15 protein-coding genes are annotated in these 22,012 nt (G+C 74.0%); 5 read left to right on the top strand and 10 right to left on the bottom strand.

All coding sequences use genetic code 11. The features are described 5' to 3' along the window. The first annotated feature begins 36 nt into the window (after positions 1 to 36). Together FB455_RS15915 and FB455_RS15910 are read left to right on the top strand one after the other, a co-directional pair. A complete protein-coding gene (locus FB455_RS15915; protein WP_145753869.1) occupies positions 37 to 1,560 on the top strand; it encodes a family 43 glycosylhydrolase in 1,524 nt (507 codons plus the stop codon). A 16-nt stretch (positions 1,561 to 1,576) separates the two neighbouring features. After that, positions 1,577 to 2,617, top strand: coding sequence for a LacI family DNA-binding transcriptional regulator (locus tag FB455_RS15910; RefSeq protein WP_145753864.1), 1,041 nt, complete (start codon positions 1,577 to 1,579; stop codon positions 2,615 to 2,617). A gap of 1 nt (position 2,618) precedes the next feature. Here FB455_RS15910 and FB455_RS15905 read toward each other — a convergent pair whose 3' ends face one another. The 6 genes from FB455_RS15905 to FB455_RS15880 all read right to left on the bottom strand — a co-directional run bounded on the left by FB455_RS15905 (position 2,619) and on the right by FB455_RS15880 (position 9,069). Then, positions 2,619 to 4,541, bottom strand: a complete 1,923-nt coding sequence (locus FB455_RS15905; RefSeq protein WP_486481539.1) for a glycoside hydrolase family 127 protein — start codon at positions 4,539 to 4,541, stop codon at positions 2,619 to 2,621. After that, a complete protein-coding gene (locus tag FB455_RS15900; RefSeq protein ID WP_030268308.1) occupies positions 4,538 to 5,455 on the bottom strand; it encodes a carbohydrate ABC transporter permease in 918 nt (305 codons plus the stop codon). The genes FB455_RS15905 and FB455_RS15900 overlap by 4 nt, the downstream gene beginning before the upstream one ends. A 3-nt stretch (positions 5,456 to 5,458) precedes the next feature. Further along, positions 5,459 to 6,376, bottom strand: coding sequence for a carbohydrate ABC transporter permease (locus tag FB455_RS15895; protein ID WP_030268306.1), 918 nt, complete (start codon positions 6,374 to 6,376; stop codon positions 5,459 to 5,461). 27 nt (positions 6,377 to 6,403) lie between these two features. After that, positions 6,404 to 7,699, bottom strand: coding sequence for an ABC transporter substrate-binding protein (locus FB455_RS15890; RefSeq protein ID WP_030268305.1), 1,296 nt, complete (start codon positions 7,697 to 7,699; stop codon positions 6,404 to 6,406). A 319-nt stretch (positions 7,700 to 8,018) separates the two neighbouring features. After that, positions 8,019 to 8,660, bottom strand: a complete 642-nt coding sequence (locus FB455_RS15885) for a hypothetical protein (protein WP_145753861.1) — start codon at positions 8,658 to 8,660, stop codon at positions 8,019 to 8,021. A 64-nt stretch (positions 8,661 to 8,724) separates the two neighbouring features. Further along, positions 8,725 to 9,069: a hypothetical protein gene (locus FB455_RS15880; protein WP_013286972.1), complete on the bottom strand. Its 345-nt coding sequence runs from the start codon at positions 9,067 to 9,069 to the stop codon at positions 8,725 to 8,727. Between the two features lie 295 nt (positions 9,070 to 9,364). Here FB455_RS15880 and FB455_RS15875 point away from each other — a divergent pair, with 295 nt between their 5' ends. The 3 genes from FB455_RS15875 to FB455_RS15865 all read left to right on the top strand — a co-directional run bounded on the left by FB455_RS15875 (position 9,365) and on the right by FB455_RS15865 (position 15,108). Next, entirely contained in the window at positions 9,365 to 10,579 is a 1,215-nt protein-coding gene (locus tag FB455_RS15875) for a cellulose binding domain-containing protein (protein WP_145753858.1), read from the top strand. A 288-nt stretch (positions 10,580 to 10,867) separates the two neighbouring features. Next, positions 10,868 to 13,060, top strand: coding sequence for an ATP-binding protein (locus tag FB455_RS15870; RefSeq protein WP_145753856.1), 2,193 nt, complete (start codon positions 10,868 to 10,870; stop codon positions 13,058 to 13,060). After that, on the top strand, positions 13,057 to 15,108 hold the full coding sequence (locus tag FB455_RS15865; RefSeq protein WP_145753854.1) for an ATP-binding protein: 2,052 nt from the start codon (positions 13,057 to 13,059) through the stop codon (positions 15,106 to 15,108). Before FB455_RS15870 ends, FB455_RS15865 begins: the two co-directional genes overlap by 4 nt. Before the next feature lie 28 nt (positions 15,109 to 15,136). Here the strand turns inward: FB455_RS15865 and FB455_RS15860 are convergent, their stop codons facing one another. The 4 genes from FB455_RS15860 to FB455_RS15845 all read right to left on the bottom strand — a co-directional run bounded on the left by FB455_RS15860 (position 15,137) and on the right by FB455_RS15845 (position 22,011). Continuing rightward, positions 15,137 to 17,617: a hypothetical protein gene (locus tag FB455_RS15860; RefSeq protein WP_030268294.1), complete on the bottom strand. Its 2,481-nt coding sequence runs from the start codon at positions 17,615 to 17,617 to the stop codon at positions 15,137 to 15,139. Position 17,618: 1 nt separating this feature from the next. Then, a complete protein-coding gene (locus FB455_RS15855; RefSeq protein ID WP_030268292.1) occupies positions 17,619 to 18,254 on the bottom strand; it encodes a helix-turn-helix transcriptional regulator in 636 nt (211 codons plus the stop codon). 119 nt (positions 18,255 to 18,373) lie between these two features. After that, on the bottom strand, positions 18,374 to 18,673 hold the full coding sequence (locus FB455_RS15850) for a YbaB/EbfC family nucleoid-associated protein (RefSeq protein WP_369752305.1): 300 nt from the start codon (positions 18,671 to 18,673) through the stop codon (positions 18,374 to 18,376). A gap of 50 nt (positions 18,674 to 18,723) precedes the next feature. Further along, entirely contained in the window at positions 18,724 to 22,011 is a 3,288-nt protein-coding gene (locus FB455_RS15845; RefSeq protein ID WP_356997245.1) for a right-handed parallel beta-helix repeat-containing protein, read from the bottom strand. Between the last annotated feature and the right edge of the window lies 1 nt (position 22,012).

Genomic DNA, 22,012 nt, shown 5'->3' with positions numbered 1-22,012 from the left:
GCGTCCGCCCCGTCACCACACCGAAAGGACCTCCCCATGGACCCGTCCCGGCACCCCCGCCGGCGTACCGGTGGGGCCGCCGTCGCGATCCTGCTGCTGGCCGCGCTCCTGCCCCTGCTCCCCGGCAGCCCCGCCCAGGCCGTCAGCGCCTTCGGCACCACAGTCGTCAACCAGGCGAACGGAAACTGTGTCGAGGTGCCCGGCGGCGCCGCCACGAACGCGCTGCAGCTCGTCCAGGCCGGCTGCGGCGCGGGCGCCCGGCAGACCTTCACCGTCACGCCGGTGGCCGGCACGACCGACCGCTACACGATCACCACACTCACCCCCGGCAGCTGTCTCGACATCTACGGCGCGTCCACCGCCGACAACGCCGCCGTCATCCAGTACACCTGCCACGGCGGCACCAACCAGCAGTTCCGCCTGGTGGCCAACGGCGCCGCCGGCACCGTGAACCTGGCCGCCGTCTCCAGCGGGAAGTGCATCGCTCCGGTCAACGACGGCGGCGCGGCCGGCACCGCGCTGGTCCAGTTGCCCTGCACCAGCGCCGCCAGCCGGACGTGGCGGCTCACCGGCTACCCGGGCGGCGGGCCGAACCCCGGCCCCAACACGTACGCCAACCCGATCAAGGTGAACGGACCCGACCCGTGGTTGAAGTACCACGACGGCTACTACTACCTGGCGACCACGACCTGGAACAACACCGTCACGATGCGGCGGTCCCGGACGCTGGACGGGCTGGCCGGCGCGGCCGACACCGTGCTGTTCACCCTCACCCGCCCCAACGGCGCGGGCACCATGTGGGCCCCCGAGTTCCACCTGCTCGACGGCCCGAACGGCAGGCGCTGGTACCTGTACTACGTCGCCGGCCGCCAGCCGTTCGACCTGGGCAGCCAGCGCATCCACGTGCTGGAGAGCGCCGGCACCGACCCGATGGGGCCGTACACGTTCAAGGCCGACCTGCTGGATCCCACCGCCGACAACACCTGGGAGCTGGACCCCAGCATCATGCAGCTCAACGGCAAGCTGTACCTGCTGGGCACGTACTACAACGGCGCACAGCCCAACTTCATCCGCGAGCTGAGCAACCCGTGGACCGCCGCCGGCACGCGGCGCCTGCTGTCCACCCCCACCTACGGCTGGGAGACGTCCGGGGGCGCCGTGAACGAGGGCGCCGAGGTCCTGCAACGCAACGGCCGGACGTTCATCATCTTCTCGGCCAGCCACTGCAGCACACCGGACTACAAGCTCGGGATGCTGACCTGGAACGGCGGCGATCCGCTCAACTCCTCGTCGTGGGTCAAGTCCCCGCAGCCGGTCTTCCAGCGCAGCGACGCCAACCGCGTCTTCGGCCCCGGCCACAACGGCTTCTTCACGTCGCCGGACGGCACCGAGGACTGGATCGTCTACCACGCGAACAGCTCGGCATCCGGCGGCTGCGACATGAACCGCAGCACCCGGGCGCAGAAGTTCACCTGGAACGCCGACGGCACACCGAACTTCGGCACTCCGGTAGCCACCGGGGTGCGGCTCCCCGCCCCCTCCGGCGAGCCGGCCGGCTGACACCTCGCCCGAGTCGATGAGGACGCCGGAGGACACACCCGTGCCGAGGCACTCGATCATGCGCGACGTCGCGCGGCTGGCGGGGGTGTCGAACCAGACGGTCTCCCGGGTGCTCAACGCGCACCCGCACGTCCGGGACGACACCCGCCGCCGGGTGCTGGCGGCGGTGCGGGCGCTGGACTACCGCCGCAACCCGGCGGCCCGCGCGCTGGTCACCCGCCGCTCCGGGACGCTCGGCATCATCGCGTACGAGAGCGCCCTGTACGGCCCGACCTCCATGCTGTACGCGATCGAGGGCGCGGCCCGGTCCGCCGGCTACTTCCTGACCGTGGCGGGACTGCGCGACCTGGACCGCCGGTCGGTGCTGGACGCGGTGGACTGGCTGCGCGCGCAGTCGGTCGAGGGCATCATCGCGATCGCCCCGAAGCCGGTCGTGGCCGCCGCGCTGGCCCAGGTGTCCGACGGCCTGGCGGTCGTCGGCGTGGGCGGCGGGCACGACGAGGCGGTGCCGAACGTCCAGATCGACAACGCCGCGGGCGCCCGGCTGGCCACCCGGCACCTGCTCGACCTCGGGCATGCCACGGTGCATCACGTGGCCGGCCCGGCCGACTGGCCGGAGGCGACCGAGCGGACCGACGGGTGGCGAGCAGGCCTGCACGCCACCGGCCGGCCGTCGCCGTACGCCGTGCCGGGTGCCTGGACCGCCCGGGCCGGCTACACGCAGGGCCGGCGACTGGCCCGGGATCCGTCGGTGACGGCGGTCTTCTGCGCCAGCGACCAGATCGCCCTGGGTGTGCTCCGCGCTCTGCACGAGGCGGGCCGGCGGGTGCCGGACGAGGTCAGCGTGGTGGGCTTCGACGACATGCCCGATGCGGGCTACTTCCTGCCCCCGCTGACCACTGTGCGGCAGGACTTCGCCGAACTCGGCCGGCGCAGCCTGGACCTGCTGCTGGCCCAGCTCGACGCGGGCGGGGACCGATCGGCGCCCGGACGCGTGCTCCTGACGCCCGAACTCGTCGTGCGGAACAGCACGGCGGCGCCCCCGGCGGCGCGCTGAGTCAGCCGGCCGGCAGCCAGACCCGCATGGTGGACGGCCCCCGGTTGGCCCAGGAGTGGTACGCCACGAGCGGGACCTCGACCGGTTCCGTCACCGCCTCGGCCGGCGGTGCGGCCGCACCACGGTAGGGCCAGTCGTGGTCGGGCCAGTCGAGCCGCCGGCAGCGCACCGACACCCGGTCGCCGGCGCTCCGGGGCGGCCGGGTCGTGTCGACGTGCAGCCCTTGCAGGTCCGCGCCCGGCGGCACGTCCACCGACTCGACCGCGAGCACCAGCGGCCCGCGTTCCACCGCCACGCATCCACGGACCGCGTCGATGCGGGGGTCCGGGTACGTGAACCGGGGCTGCACCGGCAGGCTCAGCACGACCTCGTCCCCGCTCCGCCACGTCCGGCGCTCGGTGACGTAGCCCGGATGCGCGGTGCGGGTCCGGCCGCCGACGGTCAGCGTCGCACCCCGCCCCGCCCAGTCCGGCACCCGCAACGACAGGGTCCAGGGCCGCTCGTCGTCGCTGTCGATCCGTACCCGGACCATGCCGTCGTCCGGATAGCCGGTGGTGACCGTCAGGTGCCGCCCGCCCCCGTCCGGGGTGTGGTGGGCGACGGTCGCCGGCACGTACTGGTGGATCTGGAGGCCCTCGTCGTCGGTGGTCGCCACGTACGCGCCGAGGCCGGCCAGGGTGCGCGCGACGTTCGTCGGGCAGCACGACACCTCGAACCAGGGCGTCCGCTGGGCCGCCTCGGCGCGGATGCTCGGCCGGTCGTCGTCGGGGCGGGCGCCGAGTTCCCGGCGGTGCAGCGTGTTGGTGTAGAAGAACGCCCGGCCGTCGGCCGCCGGGGACGCCGCGACCACGTTGAACAGGGTCCGCTCGATGAGATCGGCACAGCCGGGGTCGCCGGAGGCGAGCAGCAGCCGCCAGGCCAGCATCACCGAGCCCACCGCCGCGCACGTCTCGGAGTAGGCGCGGTCGGGCGGCAGCACCCAGTCGGCGCCGAACGCCTCGTCCTGGTGCCGGGAACCCTGCCCGCCGGTGAGGTAGGTCCGCCGGGCCACAGCGGTACGCCACTGGTGGCGTACCGCCTTCATCAGCCCCGGGTCGTCCCGCTCTACGGCGACGTCGACCGCCCCGCAGGCCAGGTAGTTCGCGCGGACCGCGTGTCCCCGTAGCACCGTCGCCTCGCGTACCGGCGTCTCGTCCTGGAAGTACTCGCGTCCCCACTCCACGTCCCCCAGCCGGCCGTGGCCGCGCCGGTCGAGGAAGAGCGCCGCCTGGGCCAGGTAGCGGTCGTCGCCGGTCGTGCGGGCGAACTCGACGAGCGCGGTCTCGATCTCCGGGTGCCCGCACAGCCCGTCGAGCCCGTCCGGCCCGAACGTGTCGCAGATGTTGTCGGCGACCCGCCGGGCGACCGCCACCAGTCCGTCGTCGGCGTGCGGACGGGTCCGGGCCCGGGCGACGGCCGCCTGGAGCAGGTGGCCGGCGCAGTAGAGCTCGTGCCCGTGCCCGAGGTCGGACCAGCGCGGTGGTTGCCCCCGGTGCCCGAACCGCGTGTTGAGGTAGCCGTCGCCGTCCTGCGCCCGGGCCACCCGGCCGACGACGCGGCCGAAGACCGACTCCAGCCGCGGGTCGCCGCTGCGGCCGATCTCCCACGCCATCGCCTCGAGGTACTTGTAGACCTCCGAGTCGGAGAACTCGCGCCCCCGGCGCCCGCCGGCCGGCCCGCCGGAGGCGACCAGGTCGAAGTTGCGGATCCAGCCCTCCCGCTCCAGCCAGTGCCCGATGTGCCCCAGGCTCGCGTCCGCGTTGACGGACTGCCGGTCCGCCCAGAACCCGCCGGTGATGCGTACCTCACCGAGCCCGAGCGGCCGGAATCGGCCGCGCGTCGGCAGGACGGGTGCGGCGGCGGGCACGCTACGAGCCATGGTCATCCCTTCACCGCGCCGGACATGAAGCCGCGCACGTAGTGTCGTTGGAGCAGCAGGAACAGCACGACGCACGGCAGGGCGAGCACGACGACACCCGCTTCGGTCGCGCCGTAGTCGACGACGCCCTGGGTCTGGCCGCGAAGGTTGGCCACCGCGAGCGGCAGGGTCATCCGCTCGGAGTCGTTGATGAGGATCAGCGGCGCCATGAAGTCGTTCCACGAGGCGAGGAACGCGAACAGTCCGACGGTGATCAGGCCGGGCTTGACGGCCGGGATGAGCACCCGGCGCAGCGCGCCGAACGACGAGCACCCGTCGACCATCGCCGCCTCGTCGAGTTCACGCGGCACCGCCTCGAAGGAGATCCGCATCAGGAACGTGGAGAACGGGAGCTGGAACATGGTGAGCACCAGGGCGACGCCGACGAGCGAGTTCTGCAACCCGACCCGGTTGAGCAGGACGTAGAGCGGGATGAGCAGGGTCGCGTACGGCACCATCAGGATGGCGAGGGTGAGCAGGAACAGCGCGTTGCGCCCGGGGAAGCGGAACCGTGCGAACGCGTAGCCGCCCAGGAGGGAGACGGACAGGGTGAGCACGACCGTCAGGAGCGACACCAGCGCCGAGTTGGCGAGATAGCGCCCCACGCCCGCCTGATATCCGGCCAGGGTCGCGTAGTTGCCGAACCCCCAGCCCTGCGTCTGGCCGGTCCCGGCTTGCGGGGACACCGACGCGACAGCCGTCCAGACCAGCGGGAAGAGGAAGATCAGCGCCATCCCTCCGGTGAACACCCAGTACGGCGTGCGCAGCGCCACGCCGGCGACGGTGAGACCGTCCGGCTTGCGCGCGGCGGCCGGCGCCGGGGCAGGACGCCGGGGCGTTCCGTCCACAGGGGTCCGGGCGGAACGGGAGTCGACGGCCATGGTTCAGCGCTCCTCGGGCCGGAAGGCGCGCAGTTGCAGCGCGTTGAGCAGGACCAGGGCCACCAGGACGACGACCGACAGCGCGGCGGCGACGCCGAGGTCGTTCTGGCCCTGGAACGCGATCATGTAGATCAGCTGCACGACGGTGACGGTGCTGTTGTCCGGGCCGCCCTTCGTGAGGATGTAGAACTGTTCGAACGCGAGCAGGGAACCGGTCACGCAGAGCACCGTCGTCAGCGCCAGCGTCGGGCGCAGCAGCGGCAGGGTCACCCGCCGGAACGTCTGCCAGCGGCTCGCGCCGTCCGCGCGCGCGGCCTCGAAGACGTCCGCCGGGATGCTCTGGAGGCCGACGAGCATGAGCACCATGTAGAAGCCGGCGTAGCGCCAGACGACGAGGAAGACGGTCGACAGGAGCGCCGCGTTCGGTGAGCCGAGGAACGTGACGTCCAGCCGGCGCATCACCGGCGCGAACGGGCTGGCGTACGGCGAGTAGATCACGTAGAACAGCAGGGACGCCGAGGCCAGCCCGAGGGCGCCGGGGACGAGGAACGACGCGCGCAGCAGGTTGTTCCACCGGCTCGACTCCTGTACGAGCAGTGCCAGTCCCAGCCCGAGCGCGATCAGCAGCACCGTCGCGAGCACCGTGTACTTGACGGTGAAGACGACCGAGTCGCTGAAGAAGCGGTGGCTCACCGCCCGGGTGACGTTGTCGGGCGCGTTCAGTCCCTGGTCGCCGGCCAGCAGCGGCCACCTCGACGCCGCCATCTTGAGCACCAGCAGCAGGGGAACGGCGAACAGCGCTGCGACGAAGGCCGCTGTGGGTGCGGCGAACAGCCAGCCGAGCAGCGCCTGCCGGCGTCCGGAACGGAAGCGGCGGCGGGTCGTCGCGCGGCGCGGATCCGGTGGTGCGGTGACCTCCATGGCAGCTCCTCGCTCCCCCGCCGCGGCCTACTGCTTCAGGACGGCGGTGATCTGGTCGTTCTGCTTCTGGATGTCGCCGCCGCCCTGGAGGACCTGGCCGCGGACCAGGGCGAGCCAGGGGCTGCCCGGGGCGTTGAAGGCCTGCTGGAAGTTCAGGGCGACCGGGGTGTCGCCCTTGCCGGCCACCTCGTTGACGGTGACCAGGCGGGGATCACGCGCGGCGTACCTGTTGTCCGCCAGGTCGGAGCGCGACACCACGTCCTTGTTCTTCGCCAGCACCTCCACCTGGGCCTGCTCCGACATCAACCAGTTGAGGAAGTTCCAGGCCTGCCCGGACTTCCGGGAGTCCTTCGACACGCCGATGCCGTCGCCTCCGACGAATGTCGACGCACCGCCGTCGGGGCCGGGGATGCCGGCCACCCCGACGTCGAACGGCGTCGAGGAGAGCAGCGTCGCCGGATAGAACATCAGGCCCACCTTGCCCTCGGTGAAGGCCGCGGTCCAGGTCGGACCGGTCTCCCCCGCCGAGGACGGCAGGACCGCGCCGGAGCGCCACAGGTCCGCCCAGGTGCGGTAGACCTTCTCCGCGGTGTCTCCGGCGAGTTCGGAGGTGGTGCCGTCCGCGCCGAGCACCTCGCCGCCCGCCGCCCAGATCGACGGGAACCAGGTGAAGGCCAGGCAGCCGCCGCAGTTGAGGCCGGTGGCGGTGCCGTAGACACCGTCCCTCCCGATGGCCTGGACGGCCTTGGCGGCCGTGGCGTACTCGGCGAGGGTCGCCGGCGCCCGGTCCGGGTCGAGCCCGGCCTCCCGGAACAGCTTCTTGTTCCAGAACAGCATCGACAGGTCGAGCACGAACGGCAGCACGTGCTTCCGGCCGTCACGCGTACCGGCGGCGAGGTGGCCCTTGTTGACCGAGTCCTTGAAGTCGAGGCCGTCGATGTTGGCGCCGAGGTCCTGGAACAGTCCCTGGCTCACCCAGTTCGGCACGTACACGATGTCCGCGGCGAACAGGTCCGGCAGGCTGCCGGAGCCGGCCGCCGCGCCCACCTTCGCGACGTAGTCGTCGTTGGGGACGACGGTCAGCGCGACCTTGTTCCGGTGGCTGGCGTTGTACGCCTCGACCAGCAGCTTCGCCTGCTTCTCGAGCGGCGCCCGGGTCCACAGCGTCAGCTTGCTGCCGTCGTCGAGCCCGTTCGGGCCGGCCTGGGCCAGTGCCCCGTCGTCGCCGCCGTCGTCGCCGCAGGCCGCCGCGCCGAGAACCAGCACGGCCGCCGTGAGCCCGGCCAGCCACCGCCGTCCGCGTCGGCTCGGTGTGATCGTCATGTCGGCCTCCCGTTCTCTGAGGGAGCCGGAGCCGGCTCCACGGCTGAAGCGGTAAGCGGTTGCCGATGCCGGCCCTCGGGCTCAGCCCGGCGAGGTGGGCCGAGAATTCTCCGAAAACCTTTTCGGAGAATTCTCGGCGTCCACTTAGGCAAGTGTCAATACCTCGATCCGGAGGGTGGCGTGTGGCGCCTCGCCGCACCGGCACCCCCGGCCGGCCACCGGGTCAGCTCACCGCGCCCGGCGCCGCCGGCGTCACGGCCCTGGTCAGGCTCCGGGGGCCGGCGCGGGTCGCGGCGACGGGCCGGGCGTTGCGGCCGGGTCACCGTGGGCGGCGAGCGACGCGGCGTACGCCGGCCAGGGCGGTCACCGCGTACCCCGCCCGGATCCCGTACGCGCACAGCGCGCCGACCACGAGGGGTCCGGCGATCCACAGCGCCGCACCCGCCCAGCCGATGCCGACCGAGCCACCGACGGTCGCAACGGTCACGAGCACGCCGGGCATCGCCACGAAGCCGCCGGTCAGGTAGCGCCACCACCGTGCACCGGCGCCTCGCCGCATCGCCCACGGCACGAGCGCCGCCGCGCCGGCGAACCGTGCCGTGCTGCGGGACCGGCCCCGCAGCACGAGCGGCGCGGCCACGAGGAGCGCCGGCAGCAGCGTGAGCAACGCGATGCCGGGGCCGAACCGCCGGACGACGCCCTGTTCGCCGGAGTCCGCGCCGAGCGGGTCCACCGGCACCGCGGACGGCAGCAGGAAGCTCACGCACACGGCGATCAGCACACCGGCGGCCACCGCGACCACTGACAGCGTCCGGGCGGCCCGCTCCGCGCCGTCCCGGACCGGCAGGCCCAGTTCCTCCCGCGCCTGGCCCGCCACCGCGCTCGGTGCGCCGAGACCGGCGAGGATCTCGGCGGTGTCGCGTCCGCTGTCCAGCGCGTCGGCGATGTGCGCGCAAGACATGTGGCGCGAGGGGTCCGCGGCACGCCGCGCTCGGCGTACCGCGGACCGGCGTCGCGGGGGTCGGTCAGAGCGTCTTGTACGAGCCGAAGGTGCCGCGCGTCGTCCAGCCCCGGAACAGGCCGAGCCCGTACCCGTGCCCGCTGCAGTCGGCGGACTGGTAGCCGATGACGTTCTGGAAGCCGCCGCTCCAGCCGAGCAGCCAGTCGGCGTCGGCCGGGAACGGGCGGCACAGGTCGTCCGGCGCGGCCTGCCGGGCGACCACGGCGAGCGGATCGCTGGAGTAGAAGACCAGGCCCGTGTCGGGGTTCGGGATCGTGGCCGGCTCGGCGGCGGCGGGCGCGGCGAACAGCGGGACGGTCAGGGCCGCGGCGGCGAGACCGGCGGCGATTCGCATGGTGGACGTGCGCATTCTGTCCTCCAGGGACGGTGGGCGGCCAAGAGGGGGCGGCGGTTTCCCACCCCGTCAGGAGCGATGCGCATCGATGCCAACGGTGCCGCAGGAAGGTTGAGTTGTCAACCAAATCAGTGTCAGGCATCGACCAACGTGTATTGACACATTTTGTTACGGCGGTGATAGTAACTGCAAAAGCTCCCGCCGGTCCCTCCGCGGGGACGCATCGCGGCGGCGCCACACCGACGTGGCCGACCCACCGCCACCACCACCATCCAGGGAGCGCCGTCACGACGTGTCCCCTGGAGGGCGCATGAGAAGACGATCGAAGATCTACGCGGGGCTCGCAGCCGCCCTCGTCCCGCTCGCCTCCGTGGTCGTGGCGCTCGGCGCGACACCCGCGGGTGCCGCGATCGGCGGCTCGGGGCCCTACCCCGCTGACTACGAGACCTCGTCGAGCCTGCCCAACCACACCATCTTCCGGCCCCAGACGCTCCCGTCCGAGCGCCTTCCCGTCCTGGTCTGGGGCAACGGCGGCTGCTCGGCCAACGGCCTGTCGCAGGGCAACTTCCTGCGCGAGATCGCCTCCCACGGCTTCCTCGCCATCGCCAACGGCGCACCGAACGGCTCCGGCTCCACGAACGCCCAGATGCTCACCCAGTCCATCGACTGGGCCGTGGCGGAGAACTCCCGGCCGGGCAGCAGGTACTACAACCGGATCGACACCACGAAGATCGCCGTGGCCGGGTTCTCCTGCGGTGGCCTGGAGGCGTACGCGGTCTCGAACGACCCGCGCGTCACCACCACCGGCATCTTCAGCAGCGGCCTGCTCAACGACGCCGACGACTACCAGCTGCGGCGACTGACCAAGCCGATCGCGTACTTCGTCGGCGGGCCGAGCGACATCGCGTACCCGAACGCGATGGACGACTGGGGCAAGCTGCCGGCCGGGCTGCCCGCCTTCATGGGCAACCTGAACGTCGGGCACGGCGGCACGTACGACCAGACCAACGGCGGCGAGTTCGGCCGGGTCGCGGTGCTCTACCTCAAGTGGCGCCTGAAGGGCGACGTCGGCGCCGGCGCGAACTTCGTCGGCCCGGACTGCGGTCTGTGCCACAGCCAGTGGAGCGTCCAGCAGAAGAACCTGACGCTGGACGGCCCGCCGCCCACCACGCCCCCGCCCACGACCCCGCCGCCCACCACGCCCCCGCCCACCACGCCCCCGCCGGGTGGGGCCTCCTGCACCGCCGTCTACGCCGTCCAGGACCAGTGGAACGGTGGCTTCGTCGCCAACGTGACCGTGACCGCCGGGAGCACCGCGCTGACCGGCTGGCGCGTGACGCTCACCCTGCCGGGCGGCGCCGCGATCAGCTCGTTGTGGAACGGCGTGCCCAGCGGCACCAGCGGCACCGTCACCGTGGCCAACCAGAGCTACAACGGACGGCTGGGCGCGGGCCAGAGCACCACCTTCGGATTCCAGGGCACCGGGACCGGCGGCGGCACCACCGCCACCTGCGCCGGTAGCTGAACCACCTCGGCGGGGCCGGCGCGGACCCCGGCCCCGCCCGAGGTGAGTATCGTCTCGCCGGGACGCCCGGCCGCCCGCCGGTCCGTCGTGGACGGTTCGGGCCCGCCCTCGGGAAGACTGCCTGCTAGCGCTACCGGCAGCGGCCGGAGATGAACGCGACGTACACCGGAAAGCCCTGCGCCGTAAGCCTTTCCGCCATCCACACGAAGTTGACATGGTAGATGGTTGGGCTAGGGTTCCGCCGAACGGTTGTCACCGAGGCAGGTATCCGGTCACCACGAGGACGGCATGACGGCACAGTGCAGTGGCTTCGACATCCGCTTGCTGGGCAATCTCCGGATCACGTACGCCGGGCGGGAACTGCCACTGCGCTCGGCTCAGCGCCGGGCCGTCTTCAGCGCGCTGGCGCTCACCCCGGAGCGGGGCCTGTCCCGGGACGAGCTGATCACCGCCGTCTGGGGTGACCACCCGCCGGCCAGCGCGACCGGCAACCTCTACACGTACGTCTCCGCCCTGCGCCGGATGCTCGAACCGGACCGTGACAGGTGGTCCTCCGGCCGGGTGCTCACCTCCGAGGGCGGCAGCTACCGGCTGCACCTCGACGCCGACGCCGTCGACGTGCACCGCTTCGAGCGGTTGCGCGAACGCAGCCGCGCGCCCCGCGCCACCGGGGACACCGCCGGCGAACTGGCCGCCCTGGACGCCGCGCTCGCGCAGTGGCGGGGCGACGAGGCGCTCGTCGGCGTACCGGGACCACGGGCCGCCGGCCACCGGATCCGGCTGGGCGAGCTGTACCTGACGACAGTGGAACGGCAGGCCGAGCTGATGCTGGGCCTCGGACGCGGCGCCGAGGTCGTCGACCGCCTGCTCGCGCTCGTCGACCGCCACCCGGCCCGGGAGAGCCTGTACGCGGTGGCGATGCGCGCGCTCGCCGCGCAGGGGCGTACCGCCGAGGCACTCGCGCTCTACGCCACGCTGCGGGACCGGCTGGTCGAGGAGTCGGGCACCGAACCCGCCGCCGCCGTCCGGCAGATCCACGAACAACTGTCGGCCGGCACCGCGGCCCCGGCACGCGGCCCCGGCCCGGCCCCGCGGCGGCACCCCGGCTTCCGGGGCCGCTCCGCCGCGCTGGCCCGGCTGCGGTCGGCGGTCACCGGCCTGGCCGGCGGACGCGGCGGCAGCGTCTGGATCAGCGGCGAGGCGGGCATCGGGAAGTCGGCGCTGCTGGCCGAGGGGCTGAGCGGCGCGGCCCCGCTCGGCGTCCAGGTCGGCTGGGCCGTCGGCGACGAGCTGGCGTACCGGATGCCGTTGAGCATCGTGCTGGAGTGCCTCTCCCTGGGCAACGACGCGGACGGCCTGCCCGCCTCGCTGCACGCCTGCACGGCCGGGGCACCGCCGACCATGACCGTGATCGACACGGTGCAGCGGTTCGTGGTGGCGCGGTGCGCCGAACGGCCGCTGCTGCTGGTCCTGGACGACCTCCAGTGGGCCGACGACATGTCGCTGCTGGTCTGGCACGCGCTGCACAAGCTCACCACGCGGCTGCCGCTGCTGCTCGTCTCGGCCGCCCGCCCGGTTCCGGCCGGATACGAGGTGCGGCTCCTGCGCCGGGTGCTGCCCCGCGACGGCACCACGCTCGTCGAACTCGGTCCGCTCGACGACGACACCGCGACCGCGCTCGTACGCGACTGGTCCCGTCCGCCCGGCCCGGAACCCGGCACCACCCGCTCGTTCGTCGCGGCGGCCGCCGGGAACCCGTACTACCTTCGTCATCTCGTCCTCGCCGACCGCGACGGCCGGACCGCCGACACGCCCGGACCCGAGCTGACCGACGCGGTCTCCCGGCACCTGCAACCGCTCGCCGACGACACCCGTCAGTTGCTGCGGGCGATCGCGTTCCTCGGCAACAACTACCTGGTCGCCGACCTGGCCGCGGTCACCGGCAAGTCGGCGCCGGAACTCGTGCCCGCGGTGGAGGAGGCGCTGGCCGCCGGGGTCCTCGTCGAGGACGGGCGCCGCCTGCGGTTCCGGCATCCGGTCCTGCGCCGGGTCCTGCGCGGCGCGATCCCGACCGCGCTGCGGGTGCTGATGCACAGGCAGTTCGCCCAGCGGCTCGCCGAAGCAGGTGGCGACCTCGGCCGGGTCGCGGGCCAGTTGCTGGCCGGACCGGTGCCGGTCGACGCCTGGGTGCAGGACTGGCTGACCACGCACGCCGCGCAACTGGGCGCCGTCGCCCCCGCGCCCGCGATCGCGGTGCTGCGGCACGCCGTCGCCTCGCCCGGCCTCTCCGCGCCGTCCCGCGAGCTGCTCACCGCGGAACTGGCCCGGGTGCTGCACCGCTGCGGGCTGCCCGCGGGCGCCGAGGCGAGCTGGGTGTCGGCGCACACCGGGGACGCCGCGACGCGCGCCGAGATGAGCCGGATCGCCGGCCCGGGCGGGCCGTCCCCGAGCGTCGGACCGGCGGTCGTCGGGCACCGGTGAGGAGACTGCGCGTCACCGTTCTGGGGCCGGTACGCGCCTGGAACGGCGAGGTCGAGATCGACCTCGGACCGGCCCGGCGGCGGGCCCTGTTCGCGATGCTGGCCGCGAACGCCAACCGCCCGGTCACCCGCGCCGAGCTGATCCGGGCGCTGTGGGGCGACTCGGCGCCGAGCGCCGCGGCGGGCAACATCTACACCTACGTCTCCGGCCTGCGGCGCAGCCTGGGCCCGGCCGGGGGGATGCTGCGCTCCGGCCGCGCCGGGTACACGTTGCGCCTCGACCCGGGCGCGCTGGACGCCGACCGGTTCGAGGCGCTGTGCGAGGCCGCAGTGGCACCGGCCGCGGCCGGGCGGCCCGCACCGGCCGTCGCGCTGCTCGACGAGGCGCTCGCGCTGTGGCAGGGCGAGCCGTACGCGAACGTCACCGGACTCTTCGCCGACCTCGACCGGCACCGCCTGACCGAGATGCGGATCGCCGCGGCCGAGCGGCGGGCCCGGCTGGTCCTGACCGGCGGCGGCGACGACGCGCTCATCGCCGACCTGACCGCACTGGTCCGCGACCACCCGCTGCACGAGCCGTTCCACGAGCTGCTGATGTGTGCGCTGCACCGGGCCGGCCGGGGCACCGAGGCGCTCGACGTCTTCCACGCGGCGCGCCGGGTGCTGGTGGACGAACTCGGGGTCGAGCCCGGCCCGGCGCTGCGCGAGTTGCAGAGCCGGATCCTCGCCGAGCCGGCGGCGGCCCCTCCGGCCGTACCGGTGACGCCGGTAGCGGAGGTGCCGGCAGCGGTGGCCGCGCCGCCCGTACCGCAGCGGGGCCGGCTGGTCGGACGCGACGCCGAACTGGCGCTGCTGCGCGACCTGCTGGACGCGGTGGGCGAGGGCCGCAGCGCGATCGTGTGGATCGAGGGTGAGCCGGGCATCGGCAAGTCCGCGCTGCTCGACGCGACGCTGCACGAGGCGCGTGCGCGAGGCCACCGGGTCGCGCGCGGCAGCGCCGAGGAACTCAGCAGCCGCATCCCCCTGCACGTGATGCGCCGGGCGCTGCGCCTGGAGGACGCGCCGCACGACGACCCGGCGACGGCTGTCGACCGGGTGCTCGACCACGTCCGCCGGCTGACCGCCGAGGGCCCGCTGGTCCTGGCCGTCGACCATCTCCAGTGGGCCGACGAGGTGAGCCTGCTCGCCTGGGAGCGGCTGGCCGCGCTGACCCGGTGGCTGCCGCTGCTGCTCGTCGCGACCGCCCGGCCCGAGCCCGGCCGCCGCGACCTGGCCCGGCTGCGGCGCGGCGTGAGCACCCGCGCCGGGCACCTGATCCGGCTCACTCCCCTGCCCCCGTCGGACATCGAGCAGATCTTCGGCCGGACCGTTGGCGTGCCGCCCGGCGCCACGCTGCGGTCGCTGGCGCCGCTGGCCGCCGGCAACCCGCTGTACGCCCGGGAACTGGTCACCGGCCTCGTGGCGGAGGACGGGGTACGGGTGGTCGACGGGCTCGCCGAGGTCGACGCGCGGGCCGACGACATGCCGCGCTCGCTTCTGGACACCGTGCGGGCCAGCCTCGACCACCTCTCCCCCGGCGCCCGGGAGGCGCTGCGCTACGCCGCCCTGCTCGGCGACGAGTTCGCCGTCACGGAGGTCGCGGCGGTCACCGGGCGGACCCCGTTCGACCTGATGGCCGATCTGGAGGAGGCGGTCGCCGCCGACGTCCTCGTGGACGCGGGCAGCGAGCTGGCGTTCCGGCAACCGGTGCTGCGGCGGGCCCTCGCCGGCAGCATCCCCGCCGCGCTACGGCCGACGCTGCACCGGCACGCGGCGCAGGCGCTCGCGGACAACGGCGGCCCCGTCACCCGGGTCGCCGACCACCTGCTCGCCGGGCCGCCCGAAGTGGACGAGTGGCTGGTGGGCTGGCTGGTCGCGCACGGCGCCGAGCTGTCCCGGCAGGCCCCGGAGGCGGCCCGCGAGCTGGTACGCCGCGCCCTGGCGAGCCACCGGCTGCCGCCGGCGCAACGGGCGACGCTCGCCGCCCTCCTCGACGGTCTCGACCGGTAGCGCCTCGGCGCTCGGCCGGTACAGCGCCTCAGCGCAGCCCGGGAACGCCCGTGAACCGGCGTGCGGCGGCCGCCGGGACCGGCGTACCCGGGCCGGTGCGGCGCACGAGGTGCTGGCGCAGGGCGGCCAGGGCGAGGGCGTCGAAGCGTACCCGCCCGTCCACGGGCGGCTCCTCCACCGCCAGTTCCCGCAACAGCAGCCGGGCGGGTGCACCGGCCTCGGGCTCCTGCACCTGGAGCACCGTGAACGCCGTACCGGGGAGGAACAGCACCCGGGCGGGCACGCCGTCGCCGGTCTCGAACGCCGCCGTGCGCCGCGCGGTCGCCGACCAGATCAGCACCTCGACCGTGCCCGGCAGGTCGGCGGGCGGCTCGGCGAGGGCGTTGGTGAACCCCCAGTCGGTGAGCACCCGCCGCTGCGCGATCCGGCGCAGGTCCGCCGTGGTCAGCCCGGCGCCTGCGTACGCGACGCCACGGTGCACGGGCAGCCGGCGTACGCCCGCTGACACGCACCTGGCGAACGGCACGTGTCCGCCCGGCTCGGCGGACCGCAGCGCCTGGTCGAGGCCGTCGCCCGCGGCCGAGAGGTAGAGGCGGACGGCTGTCGCGTACTCCACCGCGTCGGCGCCGCCGGCGAGCGCCGGATGCGCGGCGAGCACGTCCGCCACGTCGGCGGAGACCGCGGCGATCTCGCGGCGGAACGCGCGCCGGAACCAGGTCCGCTCCTCGTCCAGGTCGGGGCCGGGGCGTACGCCCCGCGCGTCGTCGCCGGGGGTGCGCTGGAAGCGGACGGGCGCCGGTGCGGGACGGTGCACCGGCAGCGTCATCGTCGGGCTGGTCGCCCAGCCCGCGCCGCCGTCGAGCACCGGTCCGGCCGCGTCGGGCGCCGCCGCCTCCGGTCCGTTCGCGTCCGGCCCGATGCCGTCGAGCCCGGCGACGCCCGGCCCGGCCCCGGGAAGCCCGGCCGCCTCCGACCCGACAACGCTCAGCCCGGCCCCGGGAAGCCCCGCCGCGTCCGGCCCGGCATCGTGAGGCCCGGTCGCTTCTGCCCCTGGGCCGGGAAGCCCGGAGCCGCCCGGCAGGGGCGTGTCCGGCGGGGCGGCGGGACCGGCGACTGCGGGAACGGTCGCGGCCACCTCGCCGGCCGACGGGGCGGGCGGGCCGGCCACGGCGACGGGCACCGGCTCCGGGACGGGCGCCGGCACCGACGGCGCGGGGAGCAGGTCGGCGGCGTGACCCGTCGTGTGCCGGTACGTCCCGGCCTCGATCCCGCGCGCCGAGAGCCCTGGGCGTCCCGGCGCCACGAGCGAGGACGGCTGCACCGCCGCGCGCCTGCGGGTCGCCGGGTCCAGCCGCGCGGCCAGGTCACCGGCCAGTTCCCGGTGGCGGTCGGCAGCGGCCGGCGCCGGGTCGTCCACGACCAGGCGGACCCGGTTCGGATCCATCGGCACCGCGCGGATCCGGTCGGCGTGGCGGGGCGGCTCCGGGGCGCGCAGCCAGAGGCCGGACGGGATCACCTCGACCACCGCGTCGTGGGCGTACTGGTAGACGCGCGGGCCGACCGGCTCGCCGAGTTCCGGCGGCGCGCGGTGACGCAGGATGCGCGGCGTCACCGCCTTCGCCCCCAGCGTCTCCCGGGGCCGGTAGGCCAGCTCCTCGGCGAAGACCTGCCAGCCGGGCCGCCCGTCGGCGTCGACAGTGAACATGGCCGGGCCGTCGGGCCGGCCGCTGGGCACGCCGGTGAAGACGCGCACCGGGCTGCGCAGCAGGTCGGCCAGCGCCTGCCCGAACTGCTCGCCGTCGGGCAGCGCGACCGGGCCGTACTGGACGAAGCGGGCGTGCTCGCGCCCCTCCGGCGCCAGGCCGCGCCAGAACCGGGCGATGTCGTCCAGGCGCAGCGGCGCCGTCCCGGGGCAGCCCACCAGGACCGGCATGGCGTCCGGCAGGCACGGCATCGTCGAGGTGAGGTGGCTTCCGTGTACGGCGACGGCGGCCTCGTCGCGGCTCTCCCGGAGCCAGACGCCGCCGGGCAGCGGCTCGGCGGCGCAGGTCGAGCTGATCGTCAGGTGGTCGACGGCGGCGCCGTCCCAGGCCGGTACGGGATAGCGCTTCGACTGCCAGACCGGCGTGTGGCCGCGCCGGTAGCAGACCCAGCCGCCGAGATCGGTGGCGTGCACGAACAGCAGTCCCGCCGCACCCGGGATCATCCGTCCGAACGGGGCGATCACCGGCCGCCCCAGCCGGTCGGAGAGCCACTGGCCGGCGAGCGCCCCGGTCTCCGGGCGGGCGCCGCAGACCACCAGCCGGATGCCCCGGCGCAGGCGTTGCCGGCGCAGCTCGGTCGCGACCGTGTCCCAGATGTCGAACGGCAGTTCGTGTTGCAGGTCCAGGATCACGATGTCGTTGTCGGGATCCCGGTCCACCGACAGCGCGACCGTACGGGCCTCCGTGCTGATCCGCTCGCTGGCGTGCAGCACCAGGGCGTTGCCGACGGTGTGGCGCGTGATCACCTCAGATCATGCCGGAGCGCAGGGCGTAGGCCACCGCGTGCGAGCGGTTGCGCAGCTTCAGCCGGTGGTTGAGGCCGTAGATGACGTTCTTCACAGTGCGTTCGGAGTAGCGCAGCTCGTCGGCGATCTCGTTGGTGTCGAAGCCCTCGGCCATCAGCCGCAGCACGTCGATCTCGCGCGCGGTCAGGCCGGAGGCGTTGAGCCCGTTGGGGTTGAGCACGTCGCGCTGGAGCCGTTCGATGTGCTTGAGCAGCTCACCCACCAGGTTCGGGGGCAGCACGCCGCCGCCGGAGGCGGCCGCCCGGACGCTGTGCACGAGGCGTTCGGCGGTGACCGCCACGCGCGGCAGGACCGCCACCACCCGGCACTCCACAGCGGTCAGCAGCTCCTGCTCGCTGACCTCGGTCGTGATCAGGACGACCGGGGCGCCGATCTCGGTCGCCGCGAGGCGCAGCATGGCGATCACGTCGGTGGTGAGCCGCTCCGCGGCGACGACGAGCACCTGCGCCCGCGTCCGGTCCGCGCTGTCCAGCAGCGTGATGTCGGAGCGCGACCGGAGGTGGGCGGTCAGGCCGGTGTGGGTCAGCGGGTCGGGCGCGTGCACAAAGACGGCAACTTGCTCCACAGCCATCTCCATCACTGTCAGTAGGGGCTGACAGTCTCATGGAGAGTCCTTCAAGAAATCTCCACACTCTCTTTCCTGATGGCGTCGAGCCATGAAGATCTGCCCATAACCGCTGGCCAGACTTTTTTCAGTCAGTGAAGATTGATTTCGACGGGGCCCATCTTCTCCGTCGCGAGCTTCCCGGCGTTCGCGGCGGCGGCCTGGATCGCCTCCATGATCGCCGTCTGCAACGACGCTGCGTCACGCTGCTCGTACACCCGTGGGTCGACCCGGACGGCCTGGACCTTGCCCAGGCCGCTGGCCATGACCACCACAGTGGCGTCCTGGGAGCGGCCGGTGACGATCGCCCGCTCCAGCTCCGACTGCGCGTTGCGCATCTGGTCCTCCAGGCGCTGCGCGTTCTCCATGAACTCCTGGAACGAGGGTGGGATCGGCGTGGACTCGGGCTGCATGCCGGGCCTTTCTGTGTGTGGGCGGGTGGTCAGCCGACGGCGGCCAGGCCGCCGAGCCGCTCGCCGGCCGCCGGGCCGGGCGCGGCCAGGTCGGCGAGCGCGAGGGTACGGGAGCCGGTGCGCCGGGTCAGCGCGAGCGAGAACTGGTGGGCGGCGTGGACTGTGCGCTCGGGCAGCCGGCCGGCCATCTGCGTCAGCGCGGCCCGGACGTCGTCGGGCACCTCATGGCCCCGCCGCACCAGGTGCCGCAGCACGACGGTGGCCAGCTCGTCGGTGCTGAACTCGGGCACCGACCACTGCTGGCCGAACACCTCGTTCACCGCCGGCACCGCGGTCCGCAGGTTCGCCAGCGCCGCCTCCTCGCCTGTCAGCACCACCACCGGATCGCCGAGCCGGGAACGCATCCGGCTCACGAGCGCCTCGGCGATCTCCGGCGCGACGCCGGAGGAGTCGTCGACGTAGTCGAGCTGGAGCACGCCCCCGGCCGCGTCGTCGAGGACCGCGTCCACCAGGCTCCCGGCCTGGCCGGGCCACTGCGGCGCCAGTTCCCGGCTCGTGCTCACCCGCACCAGCTGGCCGACCGGCACCAGGCCCAGCTCCGACAGGCATGCCGCGTACAGCCGGGCGTACTCGCTGCGGCCGCTCCCGGCCCGGCCGCCGAGCAGCACGTTGCCGGTGCGGCCGGGGCCGCGCCGGCGGTTGCGTCCCTCGCAGAGCTGCAACAGCGTCTGCCCGGCCGCCTCCTTGACGCGCTGCCCGCCGACCAGGCCGCAGATCCGCTTCCAGCTGCGGGCCGCGTTGATCGCGCCGGTCGGGTCGGTCGCCGCGTCGGGCTGCTCGCCCTGCTCGACCGGCAGGTCCTCCAGCAGCGCCAGCTCGGGTTCGACGTCGGCGGCGGTGAGCCGGTTGAGTTCGCTGTCCTTCGTGGGCGGCGTGGTCGCCAGGCGCGACGCCTGGTTGTTGATCAGCGCCTCGAACAGCTTGCGGGCCACCCGGCCGTTGCCGAACGTCGCGTTCTTCGGCACCCGGGTGAAGTACGCGGTGAGCGCGTCCACCGCGTCGTCGGTCAGCTCGTAGTAGTGCTTGCTGACCAGGTTCGATGTGATGGTGACCAGTTCCTCGACGGAGTAGTTCGGGAACTCGACGGTACGGGTGAAGCGGGACGCCATACCCGGGTTGGAGGCGAGGAACTGCTCCATCAGCTCGGAGTAGCCCGCGACGATCACCACCAGCTCGTCGCGGTGGTCCTCCATCATCTTCATCAGCGCGTCGATGGCCTCCTGACCGAAGTCCGGCCCGGAGCCGCCCGAGCCGCTGGACAGCGTGTACGCCTCGTCGATGAAGAGCACGCCGCCGAGCGCCTTGGTGACCAGCTCGGTCGTCTTGATCGCGGTGGAGCCGATGTACTGGCCCACCAGGTCGGCCCGGGCCGCCTCGACCATGTGGCCCTTGGACAGGATGCCCAGCTCCTTGAGCACCGAGCCGTACAGGCGGGCCACTGTGGTCTTACCGGTGCCGGGCGGCCCGGCGAAGACCAGGTGCCGGCTCATCGGCGGCATCGGCAGGCCCATCTGGAGCCGGACCTGCGACATCTTGATCAGGTTGATCAGCGCGGTGACCTCCTGCTTCACCCCGCGCAGACCGATCAGCCCGTTCAACTCGCGAAGCGGCTCGCTCAGCTCGTCCGCGCCGCTCTCCGCCGCCGTACCCTCGTCGCCGACCACCGGGGCCGGCGCGGCGGACGGCGGACCGGCGGGCGCCGGGGTGGCTTGCGGGCGGCCCACGGTCAGCGCCTCGGTCGTCACCGTGGCGCCGGGCCCGCGGCGGACGTCCTCGCCGCCGCTGTCGCGCACCACGCACCGGGTCAGCGCCACCGGCTCCACGGTGTCCACGCCGATGCCGGCCCCGCCGCTGCCGAACACCTCCCCGTCGCTCACCGACCCGCGGGAGCCCGCCTCGAAGACGATCCCGTCGGCCCGGGCGTCGCGCACCCGGGTCTGCGTGACGGACGCCGACCCGGTGACCCGCAGGCCGTCGCGGGCCGCGCCGACGATCTCGCTGTCGCCGAGCTGGAGCGTCCCCTCGGCCAGCACGCCCGCGCCCCGCAGCAGGGACGCGCGCAGCGTCAGGTCGGCGCCTGCGCCCACCCGGACGCAGGCCACGCCGGTTCCGGTGAGGCGGGCCTCGTGCACGACGCCCCGCGCGGGGCCGGTCAGCGCGAGCGCTGTCGCCTCGCCCGCGTCCACCACCAGGTCGGTGCCCTCCAGCGAGGCGCCGTCCTGGACCAGCACCCCGCCGCCCGTGGTGATCTCGGCGCGCAGCCGCTGGAGCACGACAGCCGACTCACCGGTGAGCACGGCGACGTTGTCGCGCGTGCCCCGCACGGTCAGCCCGAGGAAGCGGGGCGAGCCGCCGGTGACGGCGACCCCGACCGGCGCGTCCTGGACCGTGCAGTCGGTGAAGGTCGGGCGGCCGCCGCCGAGCACCTGCACGGCGGTGTGCCCGGCACCGCCGAACGTGCAGTTGCGGAACGACGGCGACGCGCCCTCGGCGATGTGCGCCGACTGCACCGCGGCGCCGGTGAACGTCGAGTCGCTGATCTGCACGTCGCCTTCGCCGCGCACGAAGACGTCCACGTTGCCGCTGCCGGTGACGGCCAGGCCGCGGATGCGCGCCCAGGCGCGCTGCTCGACCACGAGGGCGGGCTTGCCGGCCCCGGTGATCTCGCACTGCTCGATCGTGAGCCGGGCGTCGCCGCCGGCACACACGCTGTTCGCGCCGGCCGTGCGCAGGCGGCAGCGGCGCAGCGTCAGGGCGCTCTGCTCCCCCACCACGACGCTGCTCGTGGCGACGTCGTGGACGTCGGTGTCCTCGATCGTGCTCGACCCGGCCGACATCACCACCACACCCGCGCCCGCCGAGCTGGTCACGTCGCAGCCGCGCAGCGCGACGGTGCCCTGCATCCGGGCCAGCAGCGTCACCCAGGAGGCGCCGCTGACCCGGCAGTCGTCGAGCGCCACCTCGCCCGCGTACACGTCTACCGCCGCCAGCGTCGTGTCGGCGCTGCTGAGCGTGATGCCGCGCAGCTGGGCGCCCTCACCGCGGACGACGAGGACGCTGCCCTCCTCCACGTGCACCTCGACGGTGCCGGGCCGGGCCGCGCTGATCGTCACTCGGTCACCGACCACGAGCTTCTCGACGTACCGGCCGGGGTGGACGTCGATAGTGGCGCCGGGCTCGGCCCGGGACAGCGCGGAGCCGATCGTCGGGTACGAGCCCGGCTTCCGGTCGCCCACCACAAGAACCTGCCGACTCACC

This window comes from Micromonospora sp. CNZ296 (genome assembly GCF_007827635.1).
The sequence above is the reverse complement of the archived record's forward strand: the minus strand, read 5'-3'. Positions and strand labels throughout refer to the sequence as shown.